Annotated in this window: 11 protein-coding genes; 7 read left to right on the forward strand and 4 right to left on the reverse strand. The window is 73.6% G+C overall.

Features of this window, described 5'->3' with window-relative positions; all coding sequences use genetic code 11:
- Positions 1 to 116: 116 nt before the first annotated feature.
- The 4 genes from ACZ55U_RS33545 to ACZ55U_RS33560 all read right to left on the reverse strand — a co-directional run bounded on the left by ACZ55U_RS33545 (position 117) and on the right by ACZ55U_RS33560 (position 5,394).
- Positions 117 to 1,277 carry an ROK family transcriptional regulator gene (locus ACZ55U_RS33545; protein WP_465532362.1) on the reverse strand — a complete coding sequence of 387 codons (1,161 nt, stop codon included), beginning with the start codon at positions 1,275 to 1,277 and terminating at the stop codon, positions 117 to 119.
- A gap of 66 nt (positions 1,278 to 1,343) precedes the next feature.
- A complete protein-coding gene (locus ACZ55U_RS33550) occupies positions 1,344 to 1,922 on the reverse strand; it encodes a GtrA family protein (protein ID WP_465532342.1) in 579 nt (192 codons plus the stop codon).
- A 149-nt stretch (positions 1,923 to 2,071) separates the two neighbouring features.
- Positions 2,072 to 4,465 (reverse strand): endopeptidase La, encoded by a 2,394-nt coding sequence (gene lon / locus ACZ55U_RS33555; RefSeq protein WP_465532344.1) that lies wholly within the window; start codon positions 4,463 to 4,465, stop codon positions 2,072 to 2,074.
- 218 nt (positions 4,466 to 4,683) lie between these two features.
- A complete protein-coding gene (locus ACZ55U_RS33560; RefSeq protein WP_465532346.1) occupies positions 4,684 to 5,394 on the reverse strand; it encodes a rhomboid-like protein in 711 nt (236 codons plus the stop codon).
- 615 nt (positions 5,395 to 6,009) lie between these two features.
- On the opposite strand from ACZ55U_RS33560, the gene ACZ55U_RS33565 reads away from it, so the two are divergent.
- The 7 genes from ACZ55U_RS33565 to ACZ55U_RS33595 all read left to right on the forward strand — a co-directional run bounded on the left by ACZ55U_RS33565 (position 6,010) and on the right by ACZ55U_RS33595 (position 16,609).
- On the forward strand, positions 6,010 to 6,747 hold the full coding sequence (locus ACZ55U_RS33565; RefSeq protein ID WP_030057574.1) for a response regulator transcription factor: 738 nt from the start codon (positions 6,010 to 6,012) through the stop codon (positions 6,745 to 6,747).
- Positions 6,748 to 6,826: 79 nt separating this feature from the next.
- Positions 6,827 to 8,014, forward strand: a complete 1,188-nt coding sequence (locus tag ACZ55U_RS33570; protein WP_465532348.1) for a HAMP domain-containing sensor histidine kinase — start codon at positions 6,827 to 6,829, stop codon at positions 8,012 to 8,014.
- Between the two features lie 233 nt (positions 8,015 to 8,247).
- Positions 8,248 to 12,018: a multifunctional oxoglutarate decarboxylase/oxoglutarate dehydrogenase thiamine pyrophosphate-binding subunit/dihydrolipoyllysine-residue succinyltransferase subunit gene (locus tag ACZ55U_RS33575; RefSeq protein WP_465532350.1), complete on the forward strand. Its 3,771-nt coding sequence runs from the start codon at positions 8,248 to 8,250 to the stop codon at positions 12,016 to 12,018.
- Between the two features lie 235 nt (positions 12,019 to 12,253).
- The gene (locus tag ACZ55U_RS33580) at positions 12,254 to 14,221 is read left to right on the forward strand and encodes a serine/threonine-protein kinase (RefSeq protein ID WP_465532352.1); all 1,968 of its coding nucleotides are present in this window, start codon (positions 12,254 to 12,256) and stop codon (positions 14,219 to 14,221) included.
- A 46-nt stretch (positions 14,222 to 14,267) separates the two neighbouring features.
- The gene (locus ACZ55U_RS33585; RefSeq protein WP_049649445.1) at positions 14,268 to 14,447 is read left to right on the forward strand and encodes a DUF6104 family protein; all 180 of its coding nucleotides are present in this window, start codon (positions 14,268 to 14,270) and stop codon (positions 14,445 to 14,447) included.
- Between the two features lie 214 nt (positions 14,448 to 14,661).
- Complete coding sequence (locus ACZ55U_RS33590; RefSeq protein ID WP_465532354.1) at positions 14,662 to 15,570, forward strand: DUF4097 family beta strand repeat-containing protein; 909 nt, start codon at positions 14,662 to 14,664, stop codon at positions 15,568 to 15,570.
- Between the two features lies 1 nt (position 15,571).
- Positions 15,572 to 16,609 carry a PadR family transcriptional regulator gene (locus ACZ55U_RS33595; protein ID WP_465532356.1) on the forward strand — a complete coding sequence of 346 codons (1,038 nt, stop codon included), beginning with the start codon at positions 15,572 to 15,574 and terminating at the stop codon, positions 16,607 to 16,609.
- Positions 16,610 to 16,788: the final 179 nt, after the last annotated feature.

Raw genomic sequence — 16,788 nt, forward strand, 5'->3', positions numbered from 1 at the left:
CGGGCCCGCCCAGCCGGGAGCCGGACAGCCGCCCCACCACCGGGACTGCCACCCGGACGACCAGCCCGGCACACACCGCCCCCGGCGGACCCGAACCCGCCGTGAGCCGCGCCGAGTCAGCCGAGCGGCCCCGGGTCGGCGATCACCGCCCGCACCACCCGCACCGCCGCGCCCAGCAGCGGGCCGCGGCGGCCGAGCCGCGAGACGGTGAGCCGGTCGGCGGACCACGGCCGGACCGTCACCCGGGCGGCCAGCTCGGCCCGCATCGAGGGCAGCAGCCAGGGCGCCAGCCGGGCGTAGCCGCCGCCGAGCACCACCTCGGCCGGGTCCAGCAGGTTGACGGCCCCGGCGGCGGCGGTGCCGAGTGCCGCACCCGCCCCGGCCAGCGCGGTGCGGGCCGCCCCGTCCCCCGCCCCGGCGCGGTCGGCGAGCAGTGCCACCCAGTCGCCGCCGGCGCCGGTCAGGCCGGCCGCCCGCAGCACCGCCGCCTCGCCCGCGTACTGCTCCAGGCAGCCGTGCGCCCCGCAGGCGCAGCGCGGCCCGTCGGGGTGCACCGGCACGTGGCCGAACTCGCCGGCGAAGCCGCGCGACCCGCGCAGCAGCCGGCCCCCGACCACGATCGCCGCGCCGACCCCGGCCTCGGCGGAGACGTACAGGAAGTCCTCCGGGCCCTCCCCCAGCCAGCGCTCGGCCAGCCCGCCGAGGTTGGCCTCGTTGTCCGCCTCTATCGGCAGCTCGGCCAGGCCGCCGCCGACCGCCCGCAGCGCCGGTCGCAGTCCGGCGGCCAGCGGGACGTCCCGCCAGCCCAGGTTGGCGGCCCGCCGGAGCACTCCGCCGGACGCGCCGACCAGCCCGGGCACGGCCAGGGTGAGCCCGGCCGGGCGCAGCCCCGCCTCGGTGACGGCCTCGCTCAGCAGCCCGGCGAGGTCGGCCATGACGGCGGCGGGCTCGCGGCCGTGGTTGGAGACCTCCCGGCGGCGTACGGCGCGGACCTCGCCGCGCAGGTCGACCACGCAGGCGCCCAGGTGCCGGACCCCGATCTCGGCGCCGAGGCCGCCGGGTCCGGCCGGGTTGAGGCCGAGGGCGGTGCCGGGGCGGCCGACCCGGCCGCTGGACGTGGCGGGGCCCTCCTCGACCACCAGGCCTGCGGCGATCAGCTGTTCGGCGAGCGAGGAGACGGCGGCCCTGGTCAGCCCCGTCCCGGCGGCCACCTCCGCCCGCGAGCGCGGTCCGCTCGCGATCACCCCGAGCACCAGGGCCAGGTTGGCCCGGCGCATCCCCTGCTGGCTGGCGGGTCCGGTCCGGAGGGCGTCCGGTTCGCGCACAACGCTCACCTCGCCCCTTTACGGCACATCCCGTGGCATCTCGGGTGCAGCGTAGCCGGGTTCCGGGGCCACCGCCGGGATCGGGGTGGGCCGGGCGGGCCCGGCGAGCGGGGTGGCCCCGGCGAGCGGGGCGAAGACCCACCGCCGCATCGCCCAGTAGCGGAACAGCATCGCCACGAAGGTGCCGACGACCATTCCGCTGAGGAAGTCCGCGACCTCCTGCTGGAAGGGGCCGATGTACGGCTCGCGCAGGTCCAGCAGGTACCGGGAGACCACCAGCGGTACGTCGTTGACGGCGATCGCCACCGCGCTGACCAGGGCGAACATCAGCGCCTCGCGCTGCCGCCCGTCCGCCCGGAAGGCCCAGCGGCGGTTCAGCACGTACGAGACCGCGGTGCCGATCACCGTCGCGACCGTCAGCGCGACCACCGGTTTGTGCTCCAGCACGGTGAACTTGAGCTCGACGTCGATCACCGTGGTGAGCACGAAGCAGCCGCTCCCGACCAGCAGGAACTTCACCAGCCGGCGGTGGCGCACCAGGAAGGGGCGCAGCCGGTCGGGCACCCGGGCCAGGGCGCGCTGCGTGGGGGACGGCATCTCCGCAGTGTCGCACGCGGGGATGCCGTCGGCCCGTCAGATCGCCGTGGCCCCGGGGACATCGGTGTTCGGGCCGCCGCGTGGGCGGCCCGGACACCGATCAGGCGGTCGGACGGTGAGGTGGTCAGGTGGTCAGACGGTCCAACCGCTCACGCCGCCACCAGCACCGCGGCCGGCTCCAGCGCCAGCTTCAGCACCTCCCGCACGTCCGCCACCGGGTGGACGGTGAGCCGCTCCAGCACCTCGGCCGGGACGTCGTCCAGGTCGGCCTCGTTGCGCTTGGGGATGATCACCGTGGTGATCCCGGCCCGGTCGGCGGCGAGCAGCTTCTGCTTCACCCCGCCGATCGGCAGCACCCGCCCGGTGAGCGACACCTCGCCCGTCATCGCCACGTCGGTGCGCACCTTACGGCCGGAGAGCAGCGAGGCCAGCGCCGTGGTCATGGTGATGCCGGCGCTCGGCCCGTCCTTGGGGACGGCACCGGCCGGGACGTGCAGGTGCACGCCGCGGTCGCGCAGCGAGGTGACCGGCAGTTCCAGCTCGGCCCCGCGCGAGCGCAGGAAGGAGAGCGCGATGTGCGCGGACTCCTTCATCACGTCGCCCAGCTGGCCGGTCAGCGTGAGCCCGGTGCCGCCCGTCTCGGCGTCGGCCAGCGAGGCCTCGATGTAGAGGACGTCGCCGCCGGCGCCCGTCACCGCGAGGCCGGTGGCCACGCCGGGGACGGCGGTGCGGCGCTCGGCCGGCTCGTGGGCGGACTCCGGCACGTGGTGCGGCCGGCCGATCAGGGCGCGCAGGTCCTGCGCGCCGACCGTGGCGGGCAGCTCGCGCTCGCCCAGCTCGGCCTGCGCGGCGATCTTGCGCAGCACCCGGGCGATCGAGCGCTCCAGGTTCCGGACGCCGGCCTCCCGGGTGTACTCCCCGGCGAGCTTGCGCAGCGCCTCCTCGTCCACGGTGGCCTGCTCGCCGCCGAGTCCGGCCTTCTCCAGCTGGCGCGGGAGCAGGTGGTCGCGGGCGATGACGACCTTCTCGTCCTCGGTGTAGCCGTCCAGCCGGACGAGCTCCATCCGGTCGAGCAGCGGCTCGGGGATGGCCTCCAGCACGTTGGCGGTGGCGAGGAAGACGACGTCGGAGAGGTCGAGCTCGACCTCCAGGTAGTGGTCGCGGAAGGTGTGGTTCTGCGCCGGGTCCAGCACCTCCAGCAGGGCGGCGGCCGGGTCGCCCCGGTAGTCGGAGCCCACCTTGTCGATCTCGTCCAGCAGGACGACCGGGTTCATCGAGCCGGCCTCCTTGATCGCCCGCACCAGCCGGCCGGGCAGCGCGCCGACGTAGGTGCGCCGGTGGCCGCGGATCTCCGCCTCGTCCCGGACGCCGCCGAGCGCGACCCGGACGAACCGGCGGCCCATCGCCCGGGCCACGGACTCGCCGAGCGAGGTCTTTCCGACGCCGGGCGGGCCGACCAGGGCCAGCACCGCGCCCCCTCGGCGGCCGCCGACCTGGCCGAGCCCCTGGTCGGCCCGGCGCTTGCGGACGGCCAGGTACTCGACGATCCGCTCCTTGACGTCGGCGAGGCCGGCGTGGTCGGCGTCCAGCACCGCGCGGGCGCCGGCGATGTCGTACGCGTCCTCGGTGCGCTCGTTCCAGGGCAGCTCCAGGACGGTGTCCAGCCAGGTGCGGATCCAGGAGCCCTCGGGCGACTGGTCGGAGGCCCGCTCCAGCTTGTCGACCTCCTTGAGCGCGGCCTCGCGGACCTTCTCGGGCAGGTCGGCGGCCTCGACCCGGGCGCGGTAGTCGCCCTCCTCGTCGGCGGCCTCGCCGTTCAGCTCGGCCAGCTCCTTGCGGACGGCCTCCAGCTGGCGGCGGAGCAGGAACTCCTTCTGCTGCTTGGCCACGCCCTCCTCGACGTCCTTGCGGATGGTGTCGTTGACCTCCTCCTCCGCGAGGTGGTCGCGCAGCAGGGTGAGCGCGTACTCCAGGCGGGCGACCTGGTCGGCCTCCAGCAGCACCTTGAGCTTCTGCTCGGCGGTGGCGAAGGGCGCGTAGCCGATGTTGTCGGCGAGCTCGCCGACGCCCTCGATCTGCGCCACCCGGTCGACGATCTGCCAGGCGCCGCGCTTGCGCAGCCACTGGGTGGACAGCGCCTTGTACTCCTTGACCAGCTCGGCGGCCCGGCCGGCCACCGGCAGGCCGACGGAGGACTCCTTGAAGGGCGTGGTCTCCACCCAGAGGGCGGCGCCGGGGCCGGTGGTGCCGACCCCGATCCGCACCCGGCGCACGGCGCGCACCAGCGCGGCCGGGTCGCCGTCGGCGAGCCGGCCGACCTGCTCCACGGTGGCCAGGGTGCCGGCCGCGGCGTACGAGCCGTCCACCCGCGGCACCAGCAGGACCTGCGGCTTGGCGGGGCCGGCGGCCGCGGCCCGGGCGGCCTCGACCGCCGCGCGCACCTCGGTGTCCTTCAGGTCCAGCGGGACGACCATGCCCGGCAGGACGACCTCGTCGTCGAGAGGCAGCACGGGCAGGGTGAGCGGTGTGGACGTGGATGCCATGATCTCTCCCCAGTCATCGAACTTGAGTCGACCTGACTAAGGATCGGCGGGCGGCGAATGTTCCCGGCGCCCGGTTCGCCGTGAGCGAACAGGAATCGGCGCGGAATGCGCCGCACCCGGCTCCGTCAAAAGAGCCCCAAAAGCACATGAAGGGAACCTCAAGAGAACCTGATGGCGAGCTCGGCCCTGCCCCGCCGGAACCCGTCCGGGTGACGGCGTCAGCGCGCCGTGCGCACCCGCGCGGGGGCGGACGCGGCGGCCGTCACGGTGGCCGGACGCGGCCGGGGCGGGCGCCGCTCGACCCGGCGCAGCCAGCGCCACAGCGCGACCCCGGTGAGCACCGCGGCCGGGTGCCCCACCCCGGTGACCACGTCCCGGTCGGTGGCGATCTGCTCGGCGATCATCAGTCCGGCGCCGCCCAGCGCCAGCAGCCGCCCGTGCCGCGAGAGCAGCCCGGCCACCGCCCCCAGGCAGGCCAGCACGCCGTAGCTGACCCCGATGTCCAGGTGGTCCATCGCCTCGGGGGCCATCCGCCCGGTCTCCACGGCGACGATCACCACGCCCTGGGAGAGCAGCGTCGCCACGACGTGCCCGGCCGCGAAGACCGCCGCCGCCCGGGCGGGGCCGACCTTGCGCTCCAGCGGCGCCAGCGTGAACGCAAATCCCCACAGGTACGGCATCCACACCTCGCCGGCCACCCAGAATCCGCTCAGCACAAGGGCGCGCAAAGGGTGCTGGAGCAGGTTGTGCCCGTCCGAACTGGAGGCTTCCTGCAAGCGCTGGACGAGTTCCGGATCGGCGACATTGGCGAACGTCGTGGTGACTCCCACGACGGCGAGATATCCGAGCGTGAAGGGCGTCCGCCGGGGCGTCGGCACCCGTTCCAGCAGCCACTCCAGGACGCCGGTGCGCAGCCCGAGACGGAGCATTCCGTACGGCGCACCCGTGGCCCCGCACCCGCCGACGCCCCGCCTCAGCCCTGCCATGCCGCCTCCGCTCCGCCTCGCGCCCACCGGCCCCCGCAGGTGCCCAACGTACCGGCGCGCGGCGCGGAATCCGCCCCTTCGGGTGTCGTCGCGGTCACCGTACGTCGAGGTTATGAGAGGCACCTGGGAAAAGACGGTGAAGGCCGTCGCCGCGACGGACCGCCGGATTCCCGACATTGGTCCAGACCTTCTCCCGATTAACGCGGCAGCAGGGCCTCTGACCGGCGACTTGGCGTCAACTCGACTGCATACGTACCGTTACGCAGTGAAAATTCGCCGGGTAAGGTATCGGCCCGTGCCCACTCGCGCAGTGGGCCCGAGGGCGGCCCGACAGCCGGCCCACGGGCCGGAAACGTCCGGTCCACCTGCCGGGAAGCATCCGCTGTCCGTACGCTGCGAAGTGCGCGGGAGAAGTGGGCGGCCGACCATCCGTCCTCGGCTCCCGATCGCGCGACGGGACGGCGGACCCGGCACAGTCCACGACGGAACAAGACTACGAGCGGAGCCCGCCATCCCCACGGGTGGCCGGCCCGCAGCCCTGGGGGCGGTGGCGTGACCGTGACAGAGATTCAGCAGGACAACCACAACACCGGTGGCACTGTGAGCAGCCAGCGCAGAGTCCTGGTGGTGGAGGACGAGCCCACGATCGCCGAGTCGATCGCCGCCCGACTGGGCGCCGAGGGCTTCAAGGTCGCCGTGGCCCACGACGGCCCCGGCGCGGTCGACGGCTTCCACACCTGGCAGCCCGACCTGGTGGTCCTCGACATCATGCTGCCCGGCTTCGACGGCCTGGAGGTGTGCCGCCGGATCCAGGCCCAGCGCCCGGTGCCGGTGCTGATGCTGACCGCCCGCGACGACGAGACGGACCTGCTGGTCGGCCTCGGCGTCGGCGCGGACGACTACATGACCAAGCCGTTCTCGATGCGCGAGCTGGCCGCCCGCGTCAACGTCCTGCTGCGCCGCGTCGAGCGCGCCCAGCAGGCCGCCCGCACGCCCGCACTGGGCAGCCTGCGCTTCGGCGAGCTGGAGATCGACCACGTGCAGCGCCGGGTCCGGCTGGCCTCGGGCGACGTCCACCTGACGCCCACCGAGTTCGACCTGCTCGCCTGCCTGGCCGCCCAGCCCCGCGCGGTGCTCACCCGCGAGCAGCTGCTGGCCGAGGTGTGGGACTGGACCGACGCCTCCGGCACCCGCACCGTGGACAGCCACGTCAAGGCGCTGCGCCGGAAGATCGGCGCCAGCTGGATCCGCACCGTCCACGGCGTCGGCTACGCACTGGAGGCACCGCTCTCCTGACGGCGCCCCTCGGACGACGGGCCACCGGGGGCCCGCGCCGGGACCGACGCCGTGCCACCAGCGGGGACCACAGGGGACGATGACCTTTCCACAGCAACGCAACGGGGAATCCGACGGCACGCGGCCGCAGAACCTGGCCGCCCGCGCCGCCCACCGGGTCTGGGCCGACATCCGGCCGCTCGACCCGGTCCGCTCGATCAAGGGCAAGCTCGCGCTGCTCGTGGTCGTCTCCGTGTTCCTGGCCACCGGGATGGTGGTGGTGGCGATCCGGTCCGAGACCCAGATCCGGATCATCATGGTCTTCTCCATGATCGCCTCGCTGCTCTTCATGCAGTTCCTCGCGCACGGGCTGACCGCCCCCCTGCGCGAGATGACGGCCGCCGCCCGCGCGATGGCCTCCGGCGACTACAGCCGCCGGGTCGAGGTGAGCTCGCGCGACGAGATCGGCGAGCTGGCGTCCGCCTTCAACGCGATGGCCGCCGACCTCCAGGCCGCCGACCGGCACCGCCGGGAGCTGGTCGCCAACGTCTCCCACGAGCTGCGCACGCCCATCGCCGCGCTGCGCGCCGTCCTGGAGAACGTGGTGGACGGCGTCGTCCAGCCCAATCCGGCCACCCTGGAGGCGGCGCTGGAGCAGACCGAGCGGCTCGGGCGCCTGGTCACCCACCTGCTCGACCTCTCCAAGATCGACGACGGCGTGGTCGACCTGGACGCCCGCCGCTTCGAGGTGCGCGAGTTCCTGGACGGCGTGCTGCGCGGGGTCACCGTGGACGGCGCGACGGCCGGCGGCGCCTTCTCCCGGCGCGGGGACGTCCGGCTGGCCCTGGAGGTGAACCCGGCCGGCCTGACCGGCGTCGCGGACCCGGAGCGCCTCCACCAGGTGGTCGCCAACCTGGTCGACAACGCCTGCAAGCACTCCCCGCCCGGCGGCACCGTGACGGTGCGGGCCAGGCCGGAGGGCGAGGCCGGCGGCCTGCTGCTGGAGGTCGAGGACGAGGGCCCCGGCATCCCGCCGGCCGACCGCACCCGGGTCTTCGAGCGGTTCGGCCGCAGCGGCACCCCGACCGCCGCCGGACCGGGCGCGGACGGCGGCACCGGACTGGGCCTGGCCATCGCCCGCTGGGCCGTCGACCTGCACGGCGGGCGGATCGCGGTGGCCGAGTCCCCGCGCGGCTGCCGGATCGAGGTCAGGCTGCCCGGGCAGCGTCAAGGTGACGGTCAGGACATTTGTCACAAGTCCGACACAGAGCGCGGCGAAGATCACTAGCGGATTTGGCCGAGTTCCTGTCCGGTTTTGTCCTGGTTTGGGCCCTGTTCGGCGTCGATCGCTTCCCCTCAGATGCGGCTTTCTAACGCACTTTTTCAGCCAAAGTGCAGGTCAGGACTGTGATCTGGGCGACGCCTGGGCCTCGGGGACTGCGCGATCACCGGTCAGGGGCGTAGCCTTAATCCCCGCTGTCCAAACATCCCAAAAGGAAGCGGAAGAGGGCGGTTGCCGCCGTGTCGCCACAGTCCCCTGAAACACCCAACAGCTCGGCAAGCTCCACTGGCTTCGGCCCGAATGAGTGGCTCGTCGACGAGATCTACCAGCAGTACCTCCAGGACCCGAACTCGGTCGACCGAGCCTGGTGGGACTTTTTCGCCGACTACAAGCCCGGTACCGAGGTGACCCCAGTGACCCAGGCCGCGACCCAGGCCGGCTCCGCGCCGACCCCTGCCGCTGCCCCCGCGCCCGCTGCTGCTGCGGCCGCGCCCGCCGCCCCCGCCGCTCCGGCCCCGGCTCCGGCCGCCGCTCCGGCCCCGCTCGCCGCCGCGCCCGCCGCTCCGGCCCCGCTCGCCGCCGCGCCCGCCGCGCCGCCGGCCCCCAAGGCCGCCCCGGCCCCGGCCGCGCCCGCCCCGGTCGCCACCGGCCCCGAGCTGGTCCAGCTGCGCGGCCCGGCGAAGGCCGTCGCCACCAACATGGACGCCTCGCTGGAGGTGCCGACCGCGACCTCGGTCCGCGCCGTCCCGGCGAAGCTGTTGATCGACAACCGCATCGTCATCAACAACCACCTCCAGCGCGCCCGCGGCGGCAAGGTCTCCTTCACCCACCTGATCGGCTACGCCCTGGTCCAGGCCGTCAAGGCCGCGCCGGGCATGAACTACAGCTACAAGGTGGAGGACGGCAAGTCCTTCCTGGTCAAGCCCGAGCACGTCAACCTGGGCCTGGCCATCGACCTGGTCAAGCCGAACGGTGACCGCCAGCTGGTCGTCGCGGCCATCAAGAAGGCCGAGACCCTCGACTTCTTCGGCTTCTGGCAGGCCTACGAGGACATCGTCCGCCGGGCCCGCGCCAACAAGCTGACCATGGACGACTTCACCGGCGTCACGGTCTCGCTGACCAACCCCGGCGGCATCGGCACCGTGCACTCCGTGCCGCGCCTGATGCAGAACCAGGGCACCATCGTCGGCGTCGGCGCCATGGAGTACCCGGCCGAGTTCCAGGGCTCCGCCCCGGAGACCCTGTCCCGCCTGGGCGTCTCCAAGATCATGACGCTGACCTCGACCTACGACCACCGCGTCATCCAGGGCGCGGCGTCCGGCGAGTTCCTGCGCGAGATCCACCGCCTGCTGCTCGGCGAGAACGGCTTCTACGACGAGATCTTCGAGTCGCTGCGGATCCCGTACGAGCCGGTCCGCTGGGCCACCGACGTCGCCACCACCCACGACGACGAGGTCAACAAGACCGCCCGCGTCATGGAGCTGATCCACTCCTACCGGGTCCGCGGCCACCTGATGGCCGACACCGACCCGCTGGAGTACAAGCAGCGCAAGCACCCCGACCTGGACGTCACCACCCACGGCCTCACCCTGTGGGACCTGGAGCGCGAGTTCGCCGTCGGCGGCTTCGGCGGCCAGAAGATGATGAAGCTCCGCGACATCCTCGGCCTGCTACGCAACACCTACTGCCGCACCGTCGGCATCGAGTACATGCACATCCAGGACCCGAAGCAGCGCAAGTGGCTGCAGGAGCGCCTGGAGAAGCCGTACGCGAAGCCGGAGCGCGAGGAGCAGCTGCGGATCCTGCGCCGGCTGAACTCGGCCGAGGCCTTCGAGACCTTCCTCCAGACCAAGTACGTCGGCCAGAAGCGCTTCTCGCTGGAGGGCGGCGAGTCGCTGATCGCCCTGCTCGACGCGACCATCGACGCCGCCGCCGAGCACCGCCTGGACGAGGCCGTCATCGGCATGGCCCACCGCGGCCGCCTGAACGTGCTGGCCAACATCGTCGGCAAGCCGTACGGCAAGATCTTCGGCGAGTTCGAGGGCAACCTCGACCCGAAGTCGATGCACGGCTCCGGCGACGTCAAGTACCACCTGGGCTCCGAGGGCACCTTCACCGGCCTGGACGGCGAGACCATCAAGGTCTCGCTGGCCGCCAACCCCTCCCACCTGGAGACCGTCGACCCGGTCGTCGAGGGCATCGCCCGCGCCAAGCAGGACATCCTGGACCAGGGCGGCACCACCTTCCCGGTGCTGCCGATCCAGGTCCACGGCGACGCGGCCTTCGCCGGCCAGGGCGTCGTCGCGGAGACGCTGAACATGTCGCAGCTGCGCGGCTACCGCACCGGCGGCACCGTGCACGTCGTGGTGAACAACCAGGTCGGCTTCACCGCCGCCCCGGCCAGCAGCCGCTCCTCGATGTACTGCACCGACGTGGCCCGCATGATCGAGGCCCCGATCTTCCACGTGAACGGCGACGACCCGGAGGCCGTGGTCCGCGTCGCGCGGCTCGCCTTCGAGTTCCGCCAGGCGTTCCACAAGGACGTCGTGATCGACCTCATCTGCTACCGCCGCCGCGGTCACAACGAGGCCGACAACCCGTCGTTCACCCAGCCGCTGATGTACGACCTGATCGACAAGAAGCGCTCGGTGCGGAAGCTGTACACCGAGGGCCTCATCGGTCGCGGCGACATCACCATGGAAGAGGCGGAGCAGGCGCTCCAGGACTTCCAGGGCCAGCTGGAGAAGGTCTTCGCCGAGGTCCGCGACGCGGCCCAGGCGCCGGCCGACACCACCGCCGGCAAGCCGGTCGCCGACTTCCCGGTCTCCATCCAGACCGGCATCTCCCAGGAGATGGTCAAGCGGATCGCGGCCTCGCAGGTCAACTTCCCGGACTGGCTGACCGTCCACCCGCGCCTGCTGCCGCAGCTCCAGCGCCGCGCCGCCTCGGTCGAGGACAACACCATCGACTGGGCGATGGGCGAGACCCTCGCCATCGGCTCGCTGCTCATGGAGGGCCACCCGGTCCGCCTGGCCGGCCAGGACAGCCGCCGCGGCACCTTCGGCCAGCGGCACGCCGTCCTGATCGACCGCAAGACCGGCGAGGACTACACCCCGCTGCAGTACCTCACCGAGGACCAGGCCCGCTACACCGTCTACGACAGCCTGCTGTCGGAGTACGCGGCCATGGGCTTCGAGTACGGCTACTCGCTGACCCGCCCGAACGCGCTGGTCATGTGGGAGGCGCAGTTCGGCGACTTCGTCAACGGCGCGCAGACCATGGTGGACGAGTACATCGCCTCCGCCGAGCAGAAGTGGGGCCAGCACTCCGGCGTCGTCCTGCTGCTGCCGCACGGCTACGAGGGCCAGGGCCCGGACCACTCGTCCGCCCGCCCGGAGCGCTTCCTCCAGCTGTGCGCGCAGAACAACATGACGGTCGCCATGCCGACCCTGCCGTCGAACTACTTCCACCTGCTGCGCTGGCAGGCGCACAACCCGCACCACAAGCCGCTGGTCGTCTTCACCCCGAAGTCGATGCTGCGCCTGAAGGCCGCGGCGAGTGCGACCGAGGAGTTCCTGTCCGGCTCGTTCCGCCCGGTCATCGGCGACACCACCGTCGACCCGGCGCAGGTCCGCAAGGTGATCATCACCGCCGGCAAGTTCTACTACGACCTGGCGGCCGCCCGCACCGAGCGCGGCGTCACCGACACCGCGATCGTCCGGGTCGAGCGGCTCTACCCGCTGCCGGTGGCCGAGCTCCAGGAGGAGCTGGCCCGCTACGGCGACGACGTCCAGTTCGTCTGGGCCCAGGAGGAGCCGGCCAACCAGGGTGCCTGGCCGTTCATCGCGATGAACCTGGTCGACCACCTCCAGGTCGTCATCGGCCGCAGCGGCGGCGACGCCCGTCTGCGCCGCGTCGCCCGCCCGGCGGCCTCGTCGCCCGCCGTCGGCTCGGCCAAGCGGCACGCCGCCGAGCAGCAGGCGCTGGTCGAGGAGGTCTTCGCGCTCTGACGCGCGAGGCCCCGCCGTTCGAACGCCCGCGGCCCCGCTCTCCCCACCGGGAGGGCGGGGCCGCGGGCGTCGAGGTGTCCCTTGGGTCCCAGCTCTGCAACCAATCCGGAACCCCGCTGCGCGCGCTCCTGACGGATCGGTAGGTTAAGCCTCGCCGCTCGGCGGCCCGGCGCCCGTCACCGCGCCCGGCCGCCCCGGCCGTACCGCCTCACCGCACTCCCAGGGGGATCACCACATGACCGCCGACACGCCTCGGGACGCCGGCCAGCTCCCGCCGGTCTTCCAGCCGCTCCTCCCGGAGGACCCCCGGGACGTCGGCGGCTACCGGTTGTTCGCCCGGCTGGGCGCCGGCGGCATGGGCCGGGTCTACCTCTCGTACACCCCGGGCGGTCGCCCGGTCGCCCTCAAGGTGGTGCGCCCGGAGTTCGCCGAGGACGGCGAGTTCCGCCGCCGCTTCGCCCAGGAGGTCAGCAACGCCCAGCGCATCCACGGGCTCTACACCGCCCAGGTGATCGACTCCGGCGGCCTGGACTCCGACGCACCCTGGCTGGTCACCGCGTACGTCCCGGGCCCGTCCCTCCAGCAGGTGGTGCGCGAGCACGGCGCGCTGCCGGCCCGCACCGTGCTGCTGCTGATCGGCGGCATCGCCGAGGCCCTCCAGGCCATCCACAGCGTCGAGGTGGTCCACCGCGACCTCAAGCCCGCCAACGTGCTGGTCGCCGGGGACGGCCCGCGGGTGATCGACTTCGGCATCGCCCGGGCGGCCGACGCCACCGCGCTGACCGGCACCGGCTACCGGATCGGCTCCCCCGCCTTCATGTCCCCCGAGCAGGCCCAGGGCCGCCCCGTCACCCCGGCCACCGACGTCTTCGCGCTCGGCGCCCTGGCCGCGTACGTGGCCGGCGGCACCGCGCCGTTCGGCGACGGCCCGGACACCGCGGTGCTCTACCGGGTGGTGCACGAGGAGCCGGACCTGACGGCCGTCCCCGCGGACCTGCGCGAGCTGGTCCAGCGCTGCCTGGCGAAGAGCCCGGAGGACCGCCCGAAGCCCGCCGAGATCATCCAGGCCGCCCGCAACCACCCGGAGGTCGGCGGCCAGCTGCGGTTCGGCGAGGACTGGCTGCCGCGCCAGGTCAACACCGAGATCACCCGCCGCTCGGACCTGCCCCGGACGCCACCGGCCCCGCTGCCGGCCGCGCCCGCCACCCCGCCGGCCCCCCAGCCCGCGGTGCCCTCGACGCCGGCCGCTCCCCCGCCGCCGGCCGGCGCCCCGGCCCACCCGGCCACTGCCGCGCAGCCGCCGCGGCAGCCCGTGACGCCCCCGCCCGGCTTCGCGCCGCCGCCGGTCGGCTCGTACGGCGCCCCGCAGCCGCCCACCGAGGCGCCGACCGCCCCGGTGCTGCCCACCCCGCCGACCGCGCGGTTCCGGCCGGAGCCGCCGTCCCACGACACCCCGCCGCCCGCCCCGGCGTTCACCGCCGAGCCGGCTCCCGCGCCGGAGCCCGCCGCCAAGCCCGAGCGCAGGGGCGGGGTGTCCTGGAAGGTGCTGCTCACCGTCGCCCTGGTGATGGCGATCGGCGGCACCGCGGGCGGCGTGGCGCTGATGAAGAAGCTGGACGACGGCAAGGCGTCCGACGCCAAGCCGGCCCCGGTGGTCACCGTGACCCAGGGCCCGGCGCCGACCAGGCCGGCCTCCTCCCCGAGCGCCGCCGCCTCCGCCGACCAGGTGACGGCCGCGCCCTCCGCGTCCGGCCAGAGCACCGTCTCGGCCCCGGCCCGGCCGACCGGCTACTCGGCGATGCTGGACAAGAAGTCCCTGTCGATCCCCGCCGCCGAGTACGCCAGCGACACCTACCGGATCGACCTGAACGCGGGCACCGTGGTGCCCCGCTCCACCGACCTCAAGTGGGGCCTGGGCGTCACCAACGTCGGCGGCAGCAGCAAGGCCAACGCCTTCGACTCCTACGGGGACGACAAGTCGGACTTCGCGGTGATCACCGAGCCGTCCGTCACCGCCGAGCAGTGCGCCGCCGCGATCGACTCCCGGCCGGACACCGACCTCTCGTACAACCGGGTCGCGCCCGGCCGCCTGCTGTGCGTCCGCGACCGGGTCACCCGCAACATCGCCATCGCGGCGATCGAGCAGGCGGACCCGACCAGCGGGGCCGCCAAGGTCACCGTCAGCACCTGGCGGGCGAGCTGACCGGTCTATCCTGACCAGGTCAATCCCCATCCGACCGGAGCGAACCGTGTACTTCACCGACCGAGGCATCGAGGAGCTGGAGAACCGGCGCGGCGAGGAGGAGGTCACCCTGGGGTGGCTGGCCGAGCAGCTGCGCACCTTCGTGGACCTCAACCCGGACTTCGAGGTCCCGGTCGAGCGACTGGCCACCTGGCTGGCGCGGCTCGACGACGAGGACGACGAGTGACCCGGTGAACGCCGCGGAGAGGCCCGGGAGGCAACCGCCACCCGGGCCTCCCGCGTGTCCGGGCCCGCCCACCCGTAGGGGCGGGGCCCGGAGCGGATCGGGGGCGGATCGGGGTCGGGATCGGGGTCCGGTCCGCTTGACTCTGCCAGCACGCGATATATCGTCTTTAAAAGAGAACGCGATACATCGCGATCGACAACGGGAGGCGGCAGAGATGAGCCAGTGGACGGTGGAGGGCACCGAGAGGATCACCTTCGACGAGCCGGTGCGCGCGCTCCACGTGCGGACCATCGAGGGCACGGTGAACGTGGTGGCGGCCGAGGGCCCGACCCGCCTGGAGGTCACCGAGCTGGTCGGCGACCCCCTGCACGTGACCCTGGTGGACGGCGTCCTGACGGTCACCTACAAGGACATCAACAGCTGGGGCGAGTTCGGCGACTGGCTCAAGTCGGTCGGCTCGGTGAAGAGCTTCTTCGGCAGCTTCAAGCGCAAGCGGATCGCCGGCGTGACGCTCACCGTCCCCGCCGACGTCGACGTCAAGGTCGGCACCGTGTCGGCCGACGCCACCGTCACCGGGGTCCGCGGGCACGTCTCGGTGCAGAGCGCCAACGGCGGCACCACCCTCGCCGGGGTGACCGGCCGGATCGACGCCTCCACCGTCACCGGGGACGTGGACGCCCAGGCGGTGGGCGGCCGGCTCAAGGTCAACACCGTCTCCGGGCAGCTCACCGTCATCGCCGGCACCGCCGACCGGGTCCAGGCCAACACCGTCACCGGCGCCGTCACCCTGGACCTCGACGTGGCCGGCGAGACCGACGTCAAGGTCAACACCGTCAGCGGCCCGGTCGTGATCCGCATCCCCTCGCTCGCCGACGCCACCGTCGAGGCCGGCTCCACCAGCGGCGACGTCTCCAGCACCTTCGAGCAGCTCCAGATGAGCAGCACCTGGGGCGCCAAGAAGATCTCCGGCCGGCTCGGCGAGGGCCGCGGCAGCCTCAACGTCACCACCGTCTCCGGCGCGGTCACCGTGCTGCGCCGCCCCGACGCGGAGGACGACGGCCCGGTGGTGGTCAAGGAGCTCCCGGCCGGCCCCGGCACGCCCAACTTCACCAAGGAGGCCTGAGATGACCCCGGTGTTCGGCCACGGCCGGCTGCGGCTGTACCTGCTGAAGCTGCTGGACGAGGCCCCGCGGCACGGCTACGAGGTGATCCGGCTGCTGGAGGAGCGCTTCCAGGGCCTGTACGCCCCCTCGGCCGGGACGGTCTACCCGCGGCTGGCCAAGCTGGAGCAGGAGGGCCTGGTCACCCACACCACCGAGGGCGGCCGCAAGGTGTACCGGCTGACCGAGCCGGGCCGTGCCGAACTCGAAGCCCGGCAGGGCGAGTTGGACGAGCTGGAGCTGGAGATCCACGACTCCGTGGCGCAGCTCGCCGGGGCGATCCGGGAGGACGTCCGGGACAGCGCCAAGGACCTGCGCGAGGAGCTGTGGCACGCCGCCAAGCAGGCGCCGAGGCCGGAGCGCGCCGAGCGGGCCGGGGATCCGTGGGCCGGGCCCTGGGGCGACAACGAGTCCTGGCAGCGCGCCAAGGAGGAGTTCGCCCAGTTCAAGCAGCAGGCCAAGGAGCAGGCCAAGCGCGCCCGGGAGCAGGAGAAGGCCGCCAAGGCCAAGGCGAAGGCCGCCGAGGAGGAGGCCCGCCGGCTGCGCGAGCAGGCCAAGGCCTCGCGCACCGCGGCCCAGCAGGAGGCGCTGCGGATCAAGCGCCGGGTCGAGCAGCAGGTGCGCGAGCACGCCGCCAGGGGCGACTGGCCGACCGGGCTGGCCGAGGGCCTGTCCGAGCTGACCAAGGGCCTGGCCGGGCTGGCCGACGCGGCCCGCTGGGGCCACGGCGCGGACGAGCCCGCGGGGTCGGCCGAGCGGGTCACCGCGACCCGGATCGACCTGGACGGGGACGGGCCGGGCGCCGCCCCGGCCGACCTGCCGCCGTGGGCCCGCACCGACCCGGCCGGGGACCCGGCCCGCGAGCTGGAGCGGCTGCTCGACCGCTTCCGCGACCAGGTCCGCGACGCGGCCCGGGACGGCGGGGTGAGCGCGGCCGGGCTGGCCGAGGCCGGTGCGGTGCTGGGCGCCGCGGGCGAGCGGCTGAAGCGGCTGCTCGGCTGAGCCGGCGGTCCGGCCCGGTGCCCCCTTCGCGGTGGGCGCCGGGCCGCCGCCGTTCCCGGGCGCGAGTTCGACGGCCGGCCCCGGCTAGATGACTGATGCCAAGGGCTCGCCTGCGCGCATGACATGAAGCGAGGGAGTCCAAAGATCGGTTGTGACGCCTGATCTGGACTCCCTCGCCA

The organism is Kitasatospora sp. NPDC034533 (genome assembly GCF_055575155.1).

Bases quoted from the DNA above. Each gene is read 5' to 3' on its own strand.
- ACZ55U_RS33545 (WP_465532362.1), bottom strand. From the start codon at position 1,277: ATGCGCCGGGCCAACCTGGCCCTGGTGCTCGGGGTGATCGCGAGCGGA.
- ACZ55U_RS33550 (WP_465532342.1), bottom strand. From the start codon at position 1,922: ATGCCGTCCCCCACGCAGCGCGCCCTGGCCCGGGTGCCCGACCGGCTG.
- lon (WP_465532344.1), bottom strand. From the start codon at position 4,465: ATGGCATCCACGTCCACACCGCTCACCCTGCCCGTGCTGCCTCTCGAC.
- ACZ55U_RS33560 (WP_465532346.1), bottom strand. From the start codon at position 5,394: ATGCTCCGTCTCGGGCTGCGCACCGGCGTCCTGGAGTGGCTGCTGGAA.
- ACZ55U_RS33570 (WP_465532348.1), top strand. From the start codon at position 6,827: ATGACCTTTCCACAGCAACGCAACGGGGAATCCGACGGCACGCGGCCG.
- ACZ55U_RS33580 (WP_465532352.1), top strand. From the start codon at position 12,254: ATGACCGCCGACACGCCTCGGGACGCCGGCCAGCTCCCGCCGGTCTTC.
- ACZ55U_RS33590 (WP_465532354.1), top strand. From the start codon at position 14,662: ATGAGCCAGTGGACGGTGGAGGGCACCGAGAGGATCACCTTCGACGAG.
- ACZ55U_RS33595 (WP_465532356.1), top strand. From the start codon at position 15,572: ATGACCCCGGTGTTCGGCCACGGCCGGCTGCGGCTGTACCTGCTGAAG.